Raw genomic sequence first — 20,303 nt, forward strand, 5'->3', positions numbered from 1 at the left:
AGCGCCGTCTTGATTCATTAATGGATTGTTAACATACGAGACGGACAACTATATACGATGTATCACCGAATAGAAGAATCCATCGTGACCGTTTTCTGCCGCAAATAGCTGCAAGCCGTGGGCAGTCATCGCGCATGCCGACACTGTAGCGAAGTCGGCATGCGGGGCAAAGTCTGTGCCGAGGCGCGAGGGAGAAACGCTTGTGAGCTCAGTCTGTGTCGCGAGCAGGCGGGCAATCGCCTGCTCGTTCTCGGCCATCAGTATCGAACAGGTGGCGTAAACGAGAATACCGTCTGGAGCGAGACACGCTGTCAGCTGCTGCAGCAAGGCAGTCTGTTGATCGACCAGAATCGCGATATCGTCAGGGCGTCTGAGCTGCTTGATGTCGGGATGACGCCTGATAACACCAGTGCCTGAACAGGGCGCATCCACAAGAATGCCGTCAAACGCTTCGCTGCTTCGCCATACCGGAAGCTCTGCGGCATCGGCGGCCTGCACGCGGAGCTTGAGCCTGTCGGGTTCGGCCGCTGCAAGGCGAGCGAGTCCCAGCCTCTCGAAGGTGCGCTCTACCCGTTCCAGGCGTTGTCGACTGATGTCCAGTGCTATCATCTCAACGGCATAGCCCTCGCTCAGCAGGGCCTCTATGACAGCGCAGGTCTTGCCTCCGGGTGCCGAGCAGGCATCGAGCAGACGCAAAGGCTGGTTCTTTTTCGAGCGCTTCTGCATCAAGGCGGAGACAAACAGTCCGGCACACAATTGTGCCGCTTCGTCCTGCACACTGACCTGCCCCTCGTCGAAGCCAGGTAGCTTGTCCACAGCACAGGCCTGGGCCAATTGAATACCGTATTGAACAGAGGCCAGCCGTTTCGCCGGCATCTCTGCAACAGCGAGCCGGGCGATATAGTCTTCGACAGTGCCCTGGAGCGCGTTGACGCGGAGTGACATCGGTGCCTGAACATTCGAAGCAGAAGCGGCGAGCTGCCATTCGCCGGGCCAGTCCTGTCTGAGCTGACGCAGTAGCCAGTCCGGAAGCTCATAACGGGCCGTCGGTGGCAGATGCTGATGTACGGCCTGACCCGAAGACTTGCTGTCGGCTTCGTCGCGAAGCGCGCTGCGTAGTACGCCGTTTACCACTTTCACGGCCCAGTCCTTGCGCAGTGCGCGACACAGTTCTACGGTCTCATTCACACAGGCCCTGGCGGGCTTGTCGAGATGGATCAGTTGGAACAGGCCAAGTAGCAGCACGATTTCGACATCGCGATCCTTACTTCGGAAGGGCTTGCTCAGGTACTGGCTCAGACGGTATTGAAGGCTTTCGTAATGGCGTAGAGTGCCGTAGACCAGTGCCTTGACCAAAGCGGTATGGGTAGTGGGACCGTGTTCATCGGTGTTGCCTGCAGGCATGGCGGACGCCAGTGATTCCTGCCCGACGATCACTGCTTGAAGTATGCCCAGGGCCGCAAGCCGCGGGTTGGATGAGGCGGGCTTGCCAGTGGCCATCAGGCAGCGTCTGCAGCTGGCGTCTCGAGCACAGTACCTTCGCGCAAGAAGGGCTTCTGGGAGTTCATGAAGTCCTTTGCACTCACCGGCTTGGCGCCTGCCAGCTGAATTTTTGTCAGGCCGAGCAGGCTCTTCTCACGGCAGAGTACAATGATGGCGTGACCGTTAAAGCCAATGACGGTGCCTGGCTGGGCACCAGCCGGGATGGTCAGGGAACCGAGTCCACCCTCGCCAATGATTTCAGCGCCCAATACGCGAATGCGCTCATCACCATCACAACACCAGGCCATGGGTGAGGGATGGAGCGCACGTATCTTTCGTTCAATTACAGTGGCGCTTCTGGTCCAGTCGATTCTGGCTTCCTGCTTGGTCAACTTGTGCGCATAAGTCGCCTGGGCGTTTTCCTGCACGACCGGTCTGGCTTCGCCAGTCAATAGCATCGGCAGGTTCTCGACCAGCAGTTCGGCGCCCAAGGTGGCCAGACGGTCATGCAGACTGTCTGCAGTTTCAGTCTTGGCAAGATCGTATTGAATAGTCGCCAGCATCGGACCGGTATCCAGACCTGCTTCCATCTGCATGAGGGTGACTCCGGAGGTCCGGTCACCAGCTTCTATGGCACGCTGCAAGGGGGCCGCACCGCGCCAGCGAGGCAGCAGCGAGGCATGAATGTTGACACAGCCATGCTTAGGGATGTCGAGAACAAGCTGTGGCAGCAACAGGCCGTAGGCCGCGACGACCATAAGCGTGGGCTTGTAGGCGCGAAGGGTCTCGATACTCTCTGGACTGCGGAAATTCTCAGGCTGCTCCACCGGGATATCATGGGTCAGCGCGAGCTGTTTCACCGCACTGGCCTGCAGTTTCTGGCCGCGTCTGGCAGGACGGTCAGGTTGTGTGTAAACCGCCACGACATTGCAGCCGTTATCGATCAGGGCCTTGAGGCTGGCTGCTGCAAACTCGGGTGTACCGGCAAAGACGACGGGTGCTCGGGATGAAGTCAAGCTTGCAACTTATGCTGTTTTTCCAGCTTCTTGCGTATTCGGGAACGCTTTACGGTACTCAGATAGTCGACGAAGAGCTTGCCGTCGAGATGATCCAGCTCATGCTGGATGCAGACTGCGAGCAGGCCTCTGGCTTCGAGTTCATATGGCTTGCCGTATTCGTCGCAGGCCTTGAGCAGAACATGGTCTATGCGCGTCACACCCTCATAGAATCCAGGTACCGACAGACAGCCTTCCTGCATTTCTTCAGGCTCGCCCTCAAGCACCGTATACGACGGGTTGATCAGCACGAGGGGTTGCGAGTGATCTTCGGACACATCGATCACGACGACTCGCTGATGGACATTGACCTGGGTCGCAGCCAGCCCGATACCCGGCGCTTCGTACATGGTGTCGAACATGTCCGCGACGAGCTTTTGCAATTTTTCGTCGAATTCGATGACCGGTTTGGCGATGGTTCTCAGCCGCGGGTCAGGGAACTCCAAAATCTCTAACTGGCTCATTCTGAAAGTGTTCCGTAGCTCAATAGTTGAACAGTTAACAAATTCTGCTTTTCCACAGGGTGCAAACTAACATAATTACGAACGCCTGCTAGTATTAGCAAACGAGCTCTAAAAAGACTCCGTGCGCCCTGTGCAGGCAATAGCCTATTATCGCTCAGCGCCGCGGCATCTACAAATTACAGTCCCGGCAAGCTGCAGTTTGCCGGCTCTCACGGCAAAAGGTAGACCGATGATGCGATCCGTATGGCGACCTGGTAAGCAGATGTTCAAGCGCCTTCTCGTCAGTGCCATGGTAGTTGCACCACTGTTATGGCAGGCAGTGTCTGCCGAGCCACGGTTGCGCGATAACCATCCTGAACAGTACACCGTAGTCAAAGGTGACACGCTGTGGGGCATTTCCTCACGTTTCCTGCAGAATCCCTGGTACTGGCCCGAGATCTGGTACGTCAATCCTCAGATCAACGATCCTCACCTTATCTACCCTGGCGATGAACTGTCGCTGGTGTATGTGGAAGGTCAGCCGCGCGTAACCGTGGCACGTCGTGGAGAAGCTGGCAATACCCTGAAGCTGTCGCCAAAGATTCGTGCCACGCCTATGGCCAGTGCCATTCCAGCCATTCCGCTGGAAGCCATTGCGCCCTTCCTGAGTTCGAACAGAATTACCACCGAAGAAGAACTCGAAGCCGCACCCTATGTACTGCTTGGCAAGCGCGGCAATCTCATCGTTGGTTCTGGTGACAGTGTTTACGCACGAGGCGATACCGCACTCGACGAGAGCTATGGCGTGTTCAGGCGCGGCCAGGTCTACATTGATCCTGAAACGAAGGAAATGCTGGGCATAGAGGCGCGCTCGATCGCTGCTGGCCGTATCAGCGAAAAACAGGGCGATGTCTCGACCGTCAATATCCAGCGTTCGTCCGAGGAAATCCGACAGGGTGACCGTCTGTTGCAGGAAGATGCACGCGATATCACGGCAACCTATTATCCGAGCAATCCAGATGGCGGCGTCGACGGGACCATCGTAGCTGTACTCGATGGCGTTACGCAGATCGGCCAGTATGACGTAGTGGTCCTCAACCGTGGTGAGCGCGAGGGTATCAAGAACGGCAACGTACTGGCAGTGTATAAGCGTGGTGAGCAGGTTCGTGATCCGTACACCAAGGAAGTCATTCAGTTGCCACCTGCCAGAGCAGGTATGCTGATGGTATTCCGGGTATTCGACAAGATGAGTTACGGCCTGATACTGAGCGCCGAGCAGCCGTTGTCGACACTGGACAAGGTGCGTAATCCCGAGTAAGCGCCCTTGTCCGGCCGCGGGCCGGGCACTCCAGATCTCACCCGGCTAGGCTGGGGCAGCACATTGCTGTAAACTTGACCACTTCGATTGACGTTCAAGGATGAACGAAATGAATGACCTCTTCCGTATGTCTGCCGTCCAGGCAGACAGCACGGCGCCTTGTGCGCTGCATGATCAGAATAGAACCCAAGACCCCTCCGAATCGAGATCGCGTTTGAGCGACACCCATCGCCGCTGGCTGCTGCTCGTCAACTCGAGAGGCTTCGGCCCCGTCAAGCTCGCGCTGGCAGCCGAGATGATCCAGAAGGGCTTAGTGTTACCTGGAAACGCCTTTCAGAGCTGCGGGCAGGCGACCGCGCTTTCTCCCGCTGAGTGTGCCCGGGTGCGGCGCTGCATGACCGGGAGCGAAGTGGCGGATACGCTGACAGCTGAAACGATTGAGGTGGTGTCGAGCTGGCTTGATTCGGCCGCAGATCACAGCCTCATGACGCTTCTGGATCACGACTACCCGCCACTCCTGAAGCAGTTGAAAAATCCGCCGCCGGTTCTCTATCTCAAGGGTGAGCGGGATCTGCTCGCCTTTCCGCAAATCGCTATCGTCGGTTCACGCCGAGCCAGTCGGCAGGGCCTGCACGTCGCCAAGGCCTTTGCGAAGGAGTTGAGCGCGCATGGCTTTATCGTCACCAGCGGACTCGCCCTGGGCATTGATACAGCGGCGCATCAAGGGAGTGCCGACACACGCACCATTGCGGTGTTGGGGTGTGGCACCGATGTCTTCTATCCGCCGGCGAACAAACCGCTACAAATGGCCATTGCGCACAATGGGCTACTGGTCAGTGAATTTCTCCCAGGCACGCAACCGGCGCCACATCACTTCCCGAAGCGCAATCGCATCATTGCCGGACTCTGCCTGGGTACGCTGGTCGTGGAAGCGGGCGTTCGCAGCGGGTCGTTGCATACCGCCCTGGCTGCGCTCGATCTTGGGCGCGAGGTCATGGCCATTCCGGGGTCGATCTACAGTACCGAGTCGCGCGGGTGTCATTCGCTCATCAAACAGGGCGCGGCCCTGGTCGAGACGGCCAGGGACATCGTTCAGAGACTAGCAGGGGCATTCGAAACATATCGTGTATTGCACGGCCTTGAGCATCAGCCCGATTGGGTTGAAACGGCGTCAGCCGGTTCGAACAGTCTCACCCATGAGGGGATGGACCAACAGGTCCTCAATGCACTGTCTGCGCCAAAGGATCTCGACGAACTGGTGGCCGATACAGGGCTAGACGTCAGTGAGCTGATGCAGACACTGTTGTCGCTCGAGCTCGACGATGTCGTGATTCAGGACGGAGGGCGTTATCAACGGACCGAGTTTCAGCTAAAGTAGCCAATCCTGTTCCAGCGGCCCGAACTACCATGCGATTTGCGCTTCCTCTACTACTGAAAGCTGTCGACCACGTGAAAAAAGGCGGTATCGTCGCATATCCTACCGAAAGTGTGTGGGGCCTGGGTTGCGACCCGATGAATCAACAGGCACTGGAGAACTTGCTGGCGCTGAAGCAGCGGGACTGGCGCAAGGGCTTGATTCTCATATCCGGTCAGGCCGCTCATTTTGATGATCTGCTCAATGCCGAGCAGACGAAGGGTGGCGCCAGACTCACGGCTGAAGCCAGGACAAAAATTGCATCGACCTGGCCTGGCCCAACCACCTGGCTCATTCCCTTGCCAAAAACCACGGCCTATTCACCACTGGTGTATGGTCAGCATTCCGCCATCGCAGCCAGAGTCACGACACATCCGCTCGTGGTTGAACTCACACGGTACCTCGACAGTCCAATCATTTCGACATCTGCCAACAGGGCTGGGCAGCCCGCGTTGAAAGGGCGGCTGCAGGTTCTGAAATGTTTTGGTGATCAGGTATACTGCCTGCCTGGTGACACGCTTGGCTTCGACCGCCCATCCGCCATTTTTGATGCCCTGACCGGGCGTCAATTGCGCTGACCGCTCATCGGAAAATGGTAGCCATCTTTTGAAGGAGTGTTCGAAGCGGTGCAGAAAGATCAAGTAAAAGCCTATCTGCTGAGTCTGCAGGACACCATCAGCCGTGGCCTTGAAGCCATCGACGGGCGTGCCTGCTTCGAGGAAGATCAATGGAGCAGACCCGAGGGCGGTGGGGGACGCTCAAGAGTCATGACCGAGGGGGCAGTCTTCGAAAAAGGCGGCATCAATTTTTCTCATGTGACTGGTGCCCAGCTACCCCCTTCCGCGACCGCCAATCGTCCCGAGCTTGCAGGTCGAGGCTTTGAAGCCATGGGCGTCTCGCTGGTGATGCATCCGCGCAACCCTTACGTACCTACATCGCATGCCAATGTCAGGTTTTTCATTGCTGAGCGTGAGGGTGAAGCCCCGGTATGGTGGTTTGGAGGCGGCTATGACCTCACACCCTATTATGGTTTCGATGAAGACTGCCGTCACTGGCATGCCACGGCAAAGGCGGCCTGCGATCCTTTCGGGCCAGAGGTCTATTCCGGTTACAAGGCCTGGTGCGACCGCTATTTTCATATCCGGCATCGCAACGAACCAAGAGGTATTGGTGGCCTGTTTTACGACGACCAGAACGAATGGGGCTTCGAGCGTAGCTTCGAGTTCATGCAGAGCATTGGCTCGAGTTACCTCGATGCCTATGTGCCTATCGTCGAACGGCGGCGGTCAACTGATTTCGGGGAGAGAGAGCGGGACTTCCAGCTGTACCGTCGCGGACGCTATGTCGAATTCAATCTGGTCTACGACCGCGGCACCCTGTTCGGGCTTCAGAGTGGTGGCCGCACGGAGTCGATACTGATGTCGCTACCGCCATTAGTGCGCTGGGCCTACGACTGGGCGCCAGAGCCGGGTTCGCCGGAAGCGAAGCTCACCGATTACTATTTGACCGACAGAGACTGGTTAGCTGACTGAAGGATTATGATTCATGGACATGTACGCCGTCATCGGCCACCCGATCGCGCACAGTAAGTCGCCTAAGATACACGCCATGTTTGCGCAGCAGACTCGTCAGGATATGGAATATCTGGCGCTACAGGCACCGCTCGATGGCTTCAGGCAGACCGTCAGCGACTTTTTTGCCAAAGGTGGAAAGGGCGTAAACGTTACCGTGCCATTCAAGGAGCAGGCCCGCGCCTTCGCCACTGAATGCTCACTCGAAGCGGAATATTCCGGAGCAGTGAATACGCTCATGATCGGGCGGCCCGCCGGGTCTGCGAGTTTGCCAACGCCGGGTCGCTCGGCTGACGGACGTCGCGAGTCCGAGCCACGTTTCACCTACGGTCATAATACCGATGGTGAGGGGCTCGTGGCCGATCTGCAGACAAATATCGGTTTTCGCCTCGCCGGCCAGTCCGTACTGCTGGTGGGTGCCGGCGGCGCTGCGAAAGGTTGCCTGCATCCACTGCTGGAGGCGGGCGTTTCACGTCTCACTGTCACCAACAGGTCGCCGTCAAAAGCCTTTGCGCTGGTGTCGATGGCCGCCGAGAATCGCAAGAGCCGACGTGCGGATGACAGCGTACTGGATGCGTGTGCACTGGCGGACACGGCGCATTTGACGATGCGCCCCTACGACCTCATCATCAACGCCACTTCGGCGAGTCTGCAGGCAGACGTCCCTGATCTGCCGGTGGAACTCGTGCGCGCCGATCAATTGATCTACGATATGATGTATAGCCATGACGACACTGCCTTCATTACCTGGTGCAAGCGACACGGTGCGACTCACTGTGCAGATGGCATTGGCATGCTGGTCGAACAGGCAGCCGCTGCGTTTCGTCTATGGCGCGGGGTGGTGCCTGATACTGCGCCCGTTCTCGAAGCGCTTCGTAAAGGTCTGTAATAGTCAGGGCCGAATTGTCCTGTCTTCATTTTGATACAACTAAACAAAAAGGAGATCAACCGTGAGTGGACCTTCACAGCCAAAAGTCACTGACGAAGTCTGGGACGATGAGCGTGTCAGAAGCTTTCTGAATCTGAAGCCCTACGATGAAACCGATGAAGATTATCATGCACTTCAAAATGCGTATGAGTACATGAGAGCAGACGACTTCAGACGTTTTGTAAAATTCTTCCAGACAGCGGGTCGCAACCTGCATGCGAAGAATTTGAATGGCGAAACGCTGCTGCAGAGAATCGAGTCGCATGAAGCGGCCAGCGATTATCGCGACATCCTGCGTGAGGCGACGAATAGCGCCTGACAATCAGGGCAGAGAGAGGTTTTTCTGCGCCTGAAGCGAAGCGCCGGTTTTGTACTGGCGTTGCTGCTATCACTGCTGCTCGGTCTCATCTGGCTGAGCATTGCCCTCTGGTTCACCAGCCCTTACTGGGTGCCTGCGCTGGTCGAGCGAGTCGGCCACGCTAATGGTTTCTCACTCAAGCTGAAACAGGTATCGCGACCGACGCTTGATGGTCTTCGCGTCGGCCAGTTGATGCTGGTGAACGAGTCCCTTGTGCTGACAGTAGACGATCTCTCTGTCAGCTGGACTCATCCGAACAGTCCGAACAGTCGGCCCCCCTACACCTTGCTCCAGCGTATGCTGACGCTGCCGTCCATGGCACGGGACCCCGAAAGCGATCTGTTATTGATAGCGGTTCAGGCCACACGTGTCGATCTGCAGTCAGGGCGTCGTCTGCCTATGATGTTGGTACCGCAGGATTCCACACCAGCCAGCTCAGAAGACCGGCAGGCACCGGTGCCCGAGCGTTCAGGTCGCAAGCTGGCGAAGCTTTTTGAAGCTTTGGGGCCCGAGCATACCGTCTATGCGCAGCCTCCCGGGTTTATCCCTGAGATTGATCTCCCCTTCGGACTACAGATCGATGCCACAGTGAAATTCGATCATCTTCAGGTCTCGGCAAACACTGGTGAAGCGGCTCGCGACTCTGATGTGTCTGAGCAACTGGGCTTTGTCAGCAAAGCGTTCTCGGCTCATGTCGGAGGGCTGGGCCATCGCCCGATGTTTCTGGCGCTAGCTACCGCCGGTGTATTGTCTCTGCCGTCTGTATGGCGGGAGTATGGCAAGGGCCATGACACCGCCCAGGATGGCGCGCTCTCCTTCTCGCTGGACCCGCAGTTCCCCCTTCGTATGGAAGCATCTATAGACCAGGAAGCGATGCGCCTGGACATACATTCAAGTCCACTGCAGGCGGCGCTGTCTCTTGGGCCTGATGCTGCGGATAACGCTGCCTGGCGATTAAGGGGGAATCTGGCGCTGTCCACGGCAGGCCTGGCCCCAGAGTTTTTGCTACCCGCCATCGGCCCGGTTTTCATGCAGCCGCTGCCATTGCGAATTAACGAGGCGGCTATGGAGCTGGACGCCGACATGTGGCTTGATGATAGTCTACTGCCTCACCCCATACAGCCCGAACGCGCTCATCTCTCTGCCGACGTGACGCTGGATGTGAGTGGGCCGCCAGGCCGTCTGCGCTTTGCCCAGACACTTCAGCTTGACCGGGAAGCTGACGGGCTCAAGCTCGATACCAGCCCCGGCGTCTATCGTCTGGAACCAATAGCCGCCTGGTGGCAGAACAATGCCTGGTTCCAGTCGACCGGGCTTCAATCGACGGTGCTACAGCCCTGGCGAGTGGAACAAGGCGCAGTGAACTGTAGTGTCGAGCGCTGGCAATTGGCGGGCAGCAGTCTGCCAGACTGCAACTGGCCCCTTGGGCTCTCAGTCGAGGCTTCACAAAACAGCCTGGCGCTTCAACTGACACCAGGCGCTGGCCCGAAAGGCAACGCTTCGTCAGCCGACAGTTTCGCGCTGCCGTCCAGCCTGATACTCAGCCTGGCATCCTCAGGTCAGCAGCTTCATGAGCTACTTCCCAAGCGCTGGTCGCTGAACGGCGGCGTCGAGGTGCTGCGACCGCTGACGACGTCAGCAACTGATGTCTGGCAGATTGACCTGAACGACCTGGCGCTCAGCTTCAGCAATCTCGAGCGACCTGAGGGGAGCATCGACAGACTCAATCTGAAGATTCCACAACTGCATCTCAGGCTTCCGCAACAGCGAGCAGCGGACGGCACATTTGTCCTTAAAGCTGAATCAATAGCCGGTAGTGGCGTTGCGGAACTGGATATGCAGGTGCGCAGTGAGCACCTGCCAGTATCAGAGCCTGTGCCCATAACAGCGAGTTTTGCTCTCGAAACCCTCAAACCGACGCGGGCGGGTAGTCCGGACATTCTGCTGGATGTGAAAGCGCTGGAGCTCGCAGGGCTGAAGCTGACTGCCAGGTTGCGAGCCGTGCCTGAAGACCGCAGCGCGGAAGGCACGCTGCGTCTGAGTGGGCAGCCAGACCGCACATTGCTGAATGCAGCGCTGGTCGATGCGGTGGGCGAGCTTGTGCCTGGCCTGGACGTGACACCGGGCACGCTGCTCTTCAAAGGCGCGGTCGGACTTGATCTCTCCAGGCCCCAGCCACGCTGGTCTGCCGAGGGCTTGCTCGGTCTGCAGCAGTGGCAGGTTATCACTGAGAAGGCCGAAGCGAGGCGCCTCACTGTGAGCGCCAGCCTGGCGGCCAGCGAGCAGCGTGTACAGGTGTTCAGCGAGGGCGAGGCGTTGTCGACCGTCAGTGCCGATCTCACACTGCTCGGCCTGCCGTTTCCGGCAGCCTTCGTCAAGCTGACCACCGACCTGCTCTACGGTCCGGGACGCCCGCCGGGCAGCGACGCTGGCATTGTCGGCTCGGTCACCCTCACCAAGGCGAGGATCGGTGCTTTTCTTGGCGAAGCGAGCCTCGCTGATAGCGTGACCTTGCCCTTGCCACTGTCCCGGGTGAGTGAAGCCGACCCGCTGCACGTCCCCCTGCACTTGCGCGGTATCGACCTCGGTGCTCTGGTCGCACTCGAGAACGAGCATATCGACGCCTCGGGAACGATCAGCGGCCGGCTTGGCCTGGTCTATACTGGAAGCAGTGTTCAGATTCCGGCTTCGGCACCGGGCCAGCTCACCGCTGATGGCGGTGGCCGAATTCAGCTGAAAGAAGCGGGTCAGTGGCAGAGCATGGCCGGTGGCAATCCGCAGTTGCTGTTCGCAGTCGGTGCCCTCGGCAATTTCCAATACGATTCGTTGAAGACGAGTGTTATCTTCGACGACGACGAGTGGCTGAAGCTCGACCTGGAATTGCGGGGTCGGAATCCAGAGGTCATGGAAGCCAGGCCGATTCACTACAACCTGAACGTCGAGACCAATATTCTCTCGCTATTGCAGAGTCTCGAAATGACCAAAAATCTGAGTGAGACCCTGGAACAGCGTCTGCTCAAAGCCTACGAATAGCGTTTTAACAGGAGTGGTTTCATGTCAGCAGGCCAACGCTCAGTGTCTGTTTCGATCTTGATAGCGGGCCTTTGGCTGCTTGGGCTCAGTGCCTGCACGCCAAGGGTCGAGCTTGCAGCGTCCGAACCGATCACCATCAATCTGAACGTCAAGATTGAGCACGAAGTCAGGGTTCGCGTCGAAAAGGATCTGGAAAATCTGTTTGATGAAGAAGATGATATTTTCTGATTGTTGGGCGGCCATATGCCAGTCTTTCAGCCATTTTTGGAGAGTCTTATGATTGTCGCACGATTGCTTAACCGGTTCAGATCTCTTGCCGTCCTGCCGTTTATCGCCATGTTGAGTCTTCAGGCCTGGGCGCTTGATCTTGAATCTGCGAAGGCTCAGGGTCTGGTTGGGGAGCAGCCGAATGGTTATCTCGCTGCCGTGGTTACCAGCCCCGAGGCAGAAGCACTTGTGCAGGAGATCAACGCCAAACGTGAAGACGCTTACGTTCGCGTTGCAGAGAAAAACAAGATAGAGGTCAGCAAGGTGGGCGCGCTTGCAGGCAAGAAGTTGATCGAGAAATCAGAGCCTGGTCATTTCGTTCGCCTGCCAAACGGTCAATGGCAGAAACTCTGATAGTCAGCGCTGTTTGCTCACGCCAAAACCATTGTCGTAGACTGAAAAGGCGGTACCGGTTTCAACAAAGAATCGGCTGCCTTTCCTGACCACTACCAGTCTGAGCAATTCCTCCTCGCTCGGCATCGAAGCCAGTTCCAGTTGCCACAGCTTGCCGGATTCGGCGGTCTCTCCCTGTGCCGGGCGCATGATGGTGGGTGGTTCCTGGACTTCCGTCCCGATCTGAACAAAGGCTGCGTCGATCGCATGGCTCGAGGTCAGCGAAAGGGCGGGCCTTTCAGCGTCGAAACGAAGCGTAATGAGCAGATCGCCATTCTCCAGTTCACACAGACCACTTTCATATCGACAGTTGGAATGCGCCACGAGTGGGTAACTCTCGTCCACCTCAGGCAGCGCGGGTTTTTCGGAGACCATGGCATCAGTGCCCAGATACGCCAGTATGGCGAGTATGGGAGCCACGATCATGGCAATCACGACATGTTTATTGGTGAGTAAGCTGAAGGCTGCATTCATGGGCTGGTCTTGAATCGAATAGCGCGTGGATATTGCTGGAGGGCAGAGTGTATCGATCCGCGCGGCGGAAGGGAAACCGCACGGACCGGGGGTGGGGAGGGGCTAGTGGGCTACGGCCGCGGCAGCACCCTGGGGAACACGGATGTGTTCTACCAGTGCGACGACCTCAGCTGGAGGCTCAGCCGTGAACTTGCTCACAGTCACTGCGACGACCAGGTTCACGATGGCGCCAATACTGCCAAAGGCATTCGGTTCGATACCGAAGAACCAGTTCGGCTGCATGTCACCCAGATAGGACGTACTGGCTATGAACATGACGCCGGTATGCTGGAATACATAGAGCAGCGTGATACCGATACCAGCGATCATCCCTGCGATGGCACCTTCCTTGTTCATGCGCTTCATGAAGATACCCATCATGAGTGCCGGGAAGATCGAGGAGGCCGCCAGACCAAAGGCGAGGGCCACGGTCCCCGCCGCGAAGTCCGGTGGGTTCAAACCCAGATACCCCGCTACGAGTATGGCCCCGGCCATGGCCACCCGACTCGCCATCAATTCCGCCCGTTCCGATATATTGGGCATGAAGACACCCTTGAGCAGATCGTGCGATATCGAGGAGGAGATAGCCAGTAGCAGACCGGCTGCCGTCGACAGGGCTGCTGCGAGACCACCTGCTGCTATCAGCGCGATAACCCAGTTCGGCAAGCGTGCAATTTCAGGGTTGGCCAGCACCATGATGTCCGGGTCGATCGTCGTCATTTCGTTGACTTCCGGATCAGCGACGTACTGGATTCTGCCGTCGTTGTTCTTGTCCTCATGAGCGAGCAGGCCGGTGGCTTCCCACTTCTTGAACCAGTTCGGTCGTTCTGCATACTCCAGGTTTTCTGCCTGCTGCGGCTGGTCGATGGTATTGATGAGGTTCAGACGAGCCATCGCCGCTACGGCAGGAGCCGTGGTGTAGAGAATGGCGATGAAGACCAGTGCCCAGCCGGCGGTGCTGCGGGCATCGCTGACCTTCGGTACGGTGAAGAAACGGATGATGACGTGTGGCAGACCCGCGGTTCCGATCATCAGGGACATGGTGTAGAAGAACATGTTGGTCAGGCTCAGCCGTGCATCCGTTGAATATTCCGCGAAGCCAAGCTCGGTGACTACCTGATCGAGACGATCCAGCAGATAGATGTCGGTGCCCGTGATGGTCGAACCGAGACCCAGTTGTGGAATCGGGTTGCCGGTCAGGTTGAGCGATATGAACACTGCAGGAATGGTATAGGCGAGGATCAAGACCACGTACTGGGCAATCTGGGTGTAGGTGATGCCCTTCATCCCGCCCATGACGGCGTAGATGAACACGATGCCCATACCGATGTAGAGGCCTATGTCGTACCGTACTTCCAGGAAGCGCGAGAACGCCACACCAACGCCTTTCATCTGACCGATGACGTAAGTCACTGAGGCCAGAATGAGACAGATGACGGCCACGATTCGTGCAGTCCTGGAGTAGTAGCGCTCGCCGATGAACTCAGGCACCGTGAATTTGCCGAATTTCCTGAGATAGGGTGCAAGACACATCGCCAATAATACAAATCCGCCAGTCCAGCCCATGAGGAAAACGGCGCCGCCATAGCCGTAGAATGAAATCAGGCCGGCCATGGAGATGAATGAAGCGGCTGACATCCAGTCAGCGGCGGTCGCCATACCGTTGGCTACGGGATGAACACCACCACCGGCGATGTAGAAATCCGAGGTCGTCGAAGCCCGTGCCCAGAAGGCAATGCCGATATAGAGCGCAAATGTGGCGCCAACAACGAGGTAACTGAGTAACTGCAGCTCTGTCATGGTCTACTCCCCGTTCTCGTCGCGTTCATGAAGACCGGCTTCGCGGTCGATTTTCTTCATTCGATGAGCGTAATAGAAGATGAGAGCCACGAAGGTGTAGATTGACCCCTGCTGGGCAAACCAGAAGCCGAGTTTGTAACCGCCTATCTGAATCGTGTTGAGGGGCTCGACCAGAATGATGCCGCAGCCGAACGAGACCACGAACCAGACGATGAGTAGCTTGATGACGAGACTGGTATTCTTCTTCCAGTAAGCCATGCGGCTGTCGGGATGATTAGGATCCATAGAGTTTCTCCGAGATGCTTTTTTGCTATTGTTCTGCATCGGAAGATAACAGGCGCCGTGTAAAGCCGCTGCACGACTTTGGTCTAACTCCTGCGCTGGCGAAGCGCTCCTGAGGCACTGAACGATGTTTGCTGTTCTGCTCATGCTCATGGTCGCGGGCTATCTGTGGCTGCTCTTCAGCATTGCCCGACGTGGCGACGACACCCATTTCGACAACAGCACGGTCTTCAGTCACCCACTCGTGTTCAGCCTTGCGCTGGGCGTCTACTGCACGTCCTGGACTTTCTATGGCCTGGTGGGTACGGCGGCCACGGAAGGCTTCAGCTTCCTCCCCATTCTGCTGGGCCCAGTGCTGCTGTTCGTCTTCGGGTTTCGCCTGCTGAGACGGACACTGCGCATTACCAAGCGAGAAAACATTCGCTCGCTCGCAGACTTCCTCGCCTCCCGCTATGGCAAGCGCCAGGGTATCGCCATGCTGACGACGCTGATCCTGTTGCTGGCCACCGTGCCGTATATCGCTCTGCAGCTGAAGGCCGTGTCGGCGACACTGGCTTTCCTGTTGCCGGAACATTCATTGTTGCTGAAAAACGGCACTTTCCTGATCATGCTCAGCATGATGGCTTTTACCCTGATGTTCGGCACCAGACGTCTCGATGTTGCGAGCTATCACGGCGGGCTCATGGGCACGATCGCCTTCGAGTCGGTGGTTAAGCTGGTCGCACTTATGAGCGTGGCCATCTTCGCGGTGGCGCTGCTCAATGCCGAGCTGGCCGAGGTGGCGGCCGAAAGCCCTGCATTGCAGGCCAGCCTGTTTGCGATGCCTGGACGTGATGAAGGCATCAACTGGTTGAATTTTCTGACACAGACGCTGTTGTCGGCCTGCGCGGTCTTCTGCCTGCCGCGAATGTTTCACGTCACTTTCGTCGAGTGCCTTTCCGAGAACCATCTGCGTATCGCGCGGATCATCTTTCCCCTGTTCCTGCTGCTGATAGGGCTTGCGGTGCTGGTCATCGCGATGGCAGGCGACTGGCTGCTCCGTGATGTGAACGTGGGGGCAGACCTGTTCGTGATCGCGCTGCCCTTGCAATACGAGCGGCCGGGACTTGCGCTGTTCGTGTTTCTGGGCGGATTTTCTGCAGCTACAGCCATGATCATCGTGTCGACGATCACGCTGAGCCAGATGCTGAGCAACGACGTTATTCTGCCGCTATACCTGCGCGGCGTCGGCGACAGAAAGCGTCTCAGCCAGGGGTCGAAGGTCCTGTCGAGACTCGTGACCATGCGCCGGGCGACCATAGTCAGCGTATTGTTGCTGGCCTGGGCCTTCCACCTGAGCTTTCCTGACACGGCTGGTCTGACGAGTCTGGGCCTGCTGGCCTTTGCAGTGGTGGTACAACTGGCGCCGGCGATCATTGGCGGGCTACTGTGGCCAGGTGCGAATGCCTATGGAGTCTATGCCGGCCTGGCAGCGGGATTATGCATTCTTGGCTATACGCTGGCGCCACTGGCCATAGGTGCCGGTACCGGACCCTCAGGTGGCACGGCGGGAGAAGCCTTCAGCCTCAGTACGCTGCTGGCCCTGTCCGCCAATGTCACCGGTCTGATCGTAGGCTCTATGCTGTTCCGGCCGAACCTGACCGACAGGGTGCAAGCCAGGAGCTTCACTTCGTCCGATGCCGATGGCGGACGTGAACTGGCCCAGGCGGGGGCCTCTGATATACTCCACGGCGATCTCTCCGGGCTGCTTCGGCAGTTCCTCGACGCCGGTACTTTCAGGCGAATCTTTGCGGGTCAGACCGGCGGTGCCGAGGCGCGTCTGAGTTCCGATATCATCGATCACGCCAAGCATGCGCTGTCTGGCGTCGTCGGTGTCGCCTCTGCTCAGCGCCTGGTCGAAGATCTGCGTAGCGAGACGGCGATCGGTATCGAGGATGTGGTGTCCATCTTCGAGCAGACCAGCAAGGCGCTGCAGTTCAACCAGGAGATCCTGTCCGCATCCTTCGATAACATGTCTTCAGCCATCAGCGTGGTCAACGCTGAGCTGCAGGTCGTTGCCTGGAACCGGCGCTATGAGGAGATGTTTCCCTATCCAAAAGGCATGCTTCGGGTCGGCGTGCCCGTCGCGGAACTGTTCAGACATAACGCCGAACAGGATCTGCTGGGGGAAGGGCCTGTGGATCAGCTGGTTCACAAGCGTCTCAAGCTGCTGCAGGAAAACCGGCCCTACAAGTTTGTGCGGCATTACCCGCTGGGAACAGTGCTGGAAATCGAAGGGCGTCCGCTGCCGAATGGTGGGTATGTCACTTCGTATGACGACGTGACCGCCCTCGTACAGGTTCAGACCGCGCTCGAAAAGGCCAACGTCGAACTCGAGCGTCGTGTGGCCGAGCGTACGGCCACCATTCAGCATATCAACGATGAGCTCGTGAAGGCCAAGGGCGAGGCCGAGCTGGCCAACCGGAGCAAATCGAAATTTCTCGCCCTGGCGACGCACGACCTGCTGCAGCCCATCAACGCGGCCAGTCTTTATGCTGGCAGTCTGCTGGATACCAGTACGGGTGAAAATCGACGTGACCTGTCCGAAATCAGGAAGATTCACGGTGCGCTGCAAAGCGCTGAGGGCATCATCAATTCTTTGCTCGAGGTGGCTCGGCTCGATACTGGCTCGCTCAAGCCCGAGATTACCGATTTCGCCATCGATGATCTGCTCCACGCCATCGTCGATGAGTTTTCGGTACAGCTCAAGCCAGGCTGTACCCTGCGCTATCATCCTTGTCGGGCACTGGTGCGTTCGGACCCCATCTATCTTCGCAGGATCATCCAGAACCTGGTCTCCAATGCGGTAAAATATACCGCCGTGGGTCGAGTCATTCTCGGCTGCAGGCGTCGTGGCGAGGATCGACTGGAAGTTCAGGTCATCGACTCTGGCAGTGGTATCGGCCTGGCTGATCAGGCGAAAATCTTCGATGAATTTTATCGCCAACCCATGCATCGAAACCTGGAAGGCATTGGCCTTGGCCTGCCGGTGGCGACGCGCTTCAGTCAGCTGCTGAATCATCCACTACGACTGCGGTCGGAAACCGGCAGGGGCAGCCTCTTTGCTATCGAGCTGCCAAGGGTAGGGTCTACTGAAGTCACCGCTGCGGCTCAGGCGAGCCTCGTCGGCCCGGAGCTAGCCAATCAGGGCAGCCAGCGAACACTCGGCCTACGTGTGCTGTGTGTTGATGATGAGCAGCAGAATCTTGATGCGCTCAGCAGCCTGCTCAAGCGCTGGAACTGCGAAGTGACTATGGCAACCACGGCCAGCGAGGCACGAGCGATCGCGGCGCAGAGCCGACCGGACGTGCTGCTCATCGATTATCAACTGCAGGATTTTGATCAGCTGCCCGAACAGAACAACGGTCTTGTTCTGGCCGAATCCTTGCTATCGCTGTGGCATGACGGCCCGGGCAGCGATGCGCCGGTCATGGTCTGTCTCATCACTGGAGCGGCAGACGACAACCTGGCTAAAATGGCGTCCGTCCGTGGCTTCGATTTTCTCAAGAAACCGGTGAAGCCGGCGCGCCTTCGGTCCCTACTGGATCAATATCACCGACGTGCGGAGCGAGTGCAGCGCTGAACATACGCTGGCTCGGAACAGCAAACAGCCCGCTGTCTTCGAAAGGACAGCGGGCCGTTACAAGAGGCAAGCCTCTTGATGGGGCGCCTTACTCTCCGTTAGTGATCACGGTATCGATCACGTGAATGACGCCATTGGTGGTATAGATATCCGTCGTGGTGAGTGTAGCGCCACCAACACTCAGCGTGTCAGTCTCCGGGTCGATGTCGACAGCTACCGTCTTGCCGCTTTCGGTGTCTACGCGTTGACCGTTCAGGCTGAAGGCCTGGACTGAATTGACTTCGGCATCGCCAATGACATGTTGTAGCAGTACATCCATCAGCGCAGCGCTGTCTGCCAGCAGGGCGTTGATTGCATCGGTGCCAAGCTTGGCGAAGGCTGCATCGCTTGGTGCGAACACGGTAAATGTTCGATTCGGATCTGCCAGTACGCTATCCAGACCGGCGGCCTGCAATGCAGTCACCAGTGTGCCAAAGTCGCCTGCTGCCACCGCAGTCTCGACAATATTGGCCGTAGGCGTGCCTTTGACGGCAGGTGGCATCAGCACGGCATCGATAGCGTGAATAATACCGTTGTCAGCCTGGACATCCGTGATGGTCACTGTCGCTGCATTGACCAGTAGCGTCTCCCCATCCAGCGACAGCGCGACCTTGTCACCGTTCACGACATCCACAGTCGTGCCGGCTGCCGCAATAGCTGCTGCTGAGTCTACCCGGCCGCTGACCACGTGATACTGCAGTATCTCGGATAACATTTCAGTGTCTGCCAGCAGGGCATTGATCGTGCTCTCGCCGAGTTTATCGAACGCGGCGTCACTAGGGGCGAATACGGTGAACGACGCGTCGGGGTCATCGAGCGTTGCATCAAGCCCAGTAGCTTCGAGCGTGGCGACCAGTGTGGTGAAATTTCCGTTGGCAACCGCGACGTCCACGATCGAGCCCAGCGGTACCCTGTCATCGTCATCATCATCGCTACAGGCGGCGAGCAGCATGGCGCTGGTGAGCACGACCACAAGCTTCAATGGTCTCATCAAATGTTTCATGTCCTATCTCCTGCTGTACAGTTCTGGTTGGAGATATGGAGGCTACTGGAGCGGCCGTGAAGTGCTCGTGAAGCGCTTGTGAAGCAGATGTGAAGAGGCCTGCCATTCCGACCTTGAGGAGGGGGTCAGGCTACGCCTGCATCAAGATGGTCGAGTGACATTTTCGACAGCATGACGACCGCCTGGGTGCGGTTATTCACCTGCAGCTTGCGGAATATCGATGTGATATGAGCTTTTACTGTGGCTTCGGTAACACCGAGTTGATACGCAATCTGCTTATTGAGACCGCCCTCACGCAGCAGGCAGAGCACACGATATTGCTGCGGTGTAAGGTTGGCTATCCTGGCAGCCAGCGACGCTTCTTCACTGTTCAATGGCTTCAGGCGGTTTCGGGCGAAAGCCGGTATCCAGGATTCGCCATTGGTGATGGTCTGAATCGCTTCGAGTATGACTGCAGGGCTGGCTGACTTTGGAATATACCCGGCCGCACCATGTCCAATGGCACGGCTGATGGTATCGATGTCCTCCCGGGCGGAGACGATCGCGACCGGCGTGGTGGCGAATCGTTCGCGCACCGTCACCAGTCCAAACAGATCCTGACTGCCCGGCATGGTGAGGTCGAGCAGCAGCAGGTCGATATCATCGCTGCCGTTCAGGGCTGTAAGCGTGGACTCCAGGTCGACCGATTCTGTGATGACCGCTTCCGGGAAATGCTGCTCGACGATACTGACCAGTGCGTTGCGGAACAGCGGATGGTCGTCTGCGAGGTGGAAGTGGTACAT

General features: G+C 57.7%; 18 protein-coding genes. 10 read left to right on the top strand and 8 right to left on the bottom strand.

The features are described 5' to 3' along the window. Positions 1-48: 48 nt before the first annotated feature. From rsmB to def, 3 genes are read right to left on the bottom strand one after another with little or no spacing between them, the layout of a single operon-like run. The gene (gene rsmB, locus ABD735_RS10590; protein WP_344806112.1) at positions 49-1,500 is read right to left on the bottom strand and encodes a 16S rRNA (cytosine(967)-C(5))-methyltransferase RsmB; all 1,452 of its coding nucleotides are present in this window, start codon (positions 1,498-1,500) and stop codon (positions 49-51) included. Next, positions 1,500-2,498: a methionyl-tRNA formyltransferase gene (fmt, locus tag ABD735_RS10595; RefSeq protein WP_344806114.1), complete on the bottom strand. Its 999-nt coding sequence runs from the start codon at positions 2,496-2,498 to the stop codon at positions 1,500-1,502. The genes rsmB and fmt overlap by 1 nt, the downstream gene beginning before the upstream one ends. After that, on the bottom strand, positions 2,495-3,001 hold the full coding sequence (gene def, locus ABD735_RS10600; protein WP_344806116.1) for a peptide deformylase: 507 nt from the start codon (positions 2,999-3,001) through the stop codon (positions 2,495-2,497). The genes fmt and def overlap by 4 nt, the downstream gene beginning before the upstream one ends. Before the next feature lie 229 nt (positions 3,002-3,230). On the opposite strand from def, the gene ABD735_RS10605 reads away from it, so the two are divergent. The 9 genes from ABD735_RS10605 (at position 3,231) to ABD735_RS10645 (ending at position 12,223) form a co-directional block, all read left to right on the top strand. Beyond that, positions 3,231-4,298, top strand: coding sequence for a LysM peptidoglycan-binding domain-containing protein (locus ABD735_RS10605; RefSeq protein WP_344806118.1), 1,068 nt, complete (start codon positions 3,231-3,233; stop codon positions 4,296-4,298). A gap of 109 nt (positions 4,299-4,407) precedes the next feature. Then, positions 4,408-5,676: a DNA-processing protein DprA gene (gene dprA / locus ABD735_RS10610; protein WP_344806120.1), complete on the top strand. Its 1,269-nt coding sequence runs from the start codon at positions 4,408-4,410 to the stop codon at positions 5,674-5,676. Between the two features lie 29 nt (positions 5,677-5,705). Continuing rightward, positions 5,706-6,290, top strand: coding sequence for an L-threonylcarbamoyladenylate synthase type 1 TsaC (gene tsaC, locus ABD735_RS10615; protein WP_344806122.1), 585 nt, complete (start codon positions 5,706-5,708; stop codon positions 6,288-6,290). Positions 6,291-6,338: 48 nt separating this feature from the next. Next, the gene (gene hemF / locus ABD735_RS10620) at positions 6,339-7,244 is read left to right on the top strand and encodes an oxygen-dependent coproporphyrinogen oxidase (protein ID WP_344806124.1); all 906 of its coding nucleotides are present in this window, start codon (positions 6,339-6,341) and stop codon (positions 7,242-7,244) included. Positions 7,245-7,257: 13 nt separating this feature from the next. Then, the gene (locus ABD735_RS10625; protein ID WP_344806126.1) at positions 7,258-8,172 is read left to right on the top strand and encodes a shikimate dehydrogenase; all 915 of its coding nucleotides are present in this window, start codon (positions 7,258-7,260) and stop codon (positions 8,170-8,172) included. Between the two features lie 61 nt (positions 8,173-8,233). After that, entirely contained in the window at positions 8,234-8,530 is a 297-nt protein-coding gene (locus tag ABD735_RS10630; RefSeq protein ID WP_344806128.1) for a PA4642 family protein, read from the top strand. Between the two features lie 60 nt (positions 8,531-8,590). Next, positions 8,591-11,602, top strand: a complete 3,012-nt coding sequence (locus ABD735_RS10635; protein WP_344806130.1) for an intermembrane phospholipid transport protein YdbH family protein — start codon at positions 8,591-8,593, stop codon at positions 11,600-11,602. 21 nt (positions 11,603-11,623) lie between these two features. Next, on the top strand, positions 11,624-11,830 hold the full coding sequence (locus ABD735_RS10640) for a YnbE family lipoprotein (RefSeq protein ID WP_344806132.1): 207 nt from the start codon (positions 11,624-11,626) through the stop codon (positions 11,828-11,830). A 48-nt stretch (positions 11,831-11,878) separates the two neighbouring features. Further along, positions 11,879-12,223: a YdbL family probable chaperone protein gene (locus ABD735_RS10645; RefSeq protein ID WP_344806134.1), complete on the top strand. Its 345-nt coding sequence runs from the start codon at positions 11,879-11,881 to the stop codon at positions 12,221-12,223. Positions 12,224-12,226: 3 nt separating this feature from the next. On the opposite strand, the gene ABD735_RS10650 is transcribed toward ABD735_RS10645, so the two are convergent. The 3 genes from ABD735_RS10650 to ABD735_RS10660 all read right to left on the bottom strand — a co-directional run bounded on the left by ABD735_RS10650 (position 12,227) and on the right by ABD735_RS10660 (position 14,860). After that, complete coding sequence (locus tag ABD735_RS10650) at positions 12,227-12,736, bottom strand: hypothetical protein (protein ID WP_344806136.1); 510 nt, start codon at positions 12,734-12,736, stop codon at positions 12,227-12,229. A gap of 102 nt (positions 12,737-12,838) precedes the next feature. Then, positions 12,839-14,575 carry a sodium:solute symporter family protein gene (locus ABD735_RS10655; protein ID WP_344806138.1) on the bottom strand — a complete coding sequence of 579 codons (1,737 nt, stop codon included), beginning with the start codon at positions 14,573-14,575 and terminating at the stop codon, positions 12,839-12,841. Positions 14,576-14,578: 3 nt separating this feature from the next. Further along, positions 14,579-14,860 (bottom strand): DUF4212 domain-containing protein, encoded by a 282-nt coding sequence (locus ABD735_RS10660; protein WP_344806140.1) that lies wholly within the window; start codon positions 14,858-14,860, stop codon positions 14,579-14,581. Between the two features lie 124 nt (positions 14,861-14,984). On the opposite strand from ABD735_RS10660, the gene ABD735_RS10665 reads away from it, so the two are divergent. Further along, positions 14,985-18,479, top strand: coding sequence for a PAS domain-containing hybrid sensor histidine kinase/response regulator (locus ABD735_RS10665; protein WP_344806142.1), 3,495 nt, complete (start codon positions 14,985-14,987; stop codon positions 18,477-18,479). 88 nt (positions 18,480-18,567) lie between these two features. On the opposite strand, the gene ABD735_RS10670 is transcribed toward ABD735_RS10665, so the two are convergent. Further along, positions 18,568-19,521, bottom strand: a complete 954-nt coding sequence (locus tag ABD735_RS10670) for a fasciclin domain-containing protein (RefSeq protein WP_344806144.1) — start codon at positions 19,519-19,521, stop codon at positions 18,568-18,570. 125 nt (positions 19,522-19,646) lie between these two features. Continuing rightward, complete coding sequence (locus tag ABD735_RS10675; protein ID WP_344806146.1) at positions 19,647-20,303, bottom strand: LuxR C-terminal-related transcriptional regulator; 657 nt, start codon at positions 20,301-20,303, stop codon at positions 19,647-19,649.

The organism is Allohahella marinimesophila, from assembly GCF_039538005.1.
GTDB classification, from domain to species: domain Bacteria; phylum Pseudomonadota; class Gammaproteobacteria; order Pseudomonadales; family Oleiphilaceae; genus Allohahella; species Allohahella marinimesophila.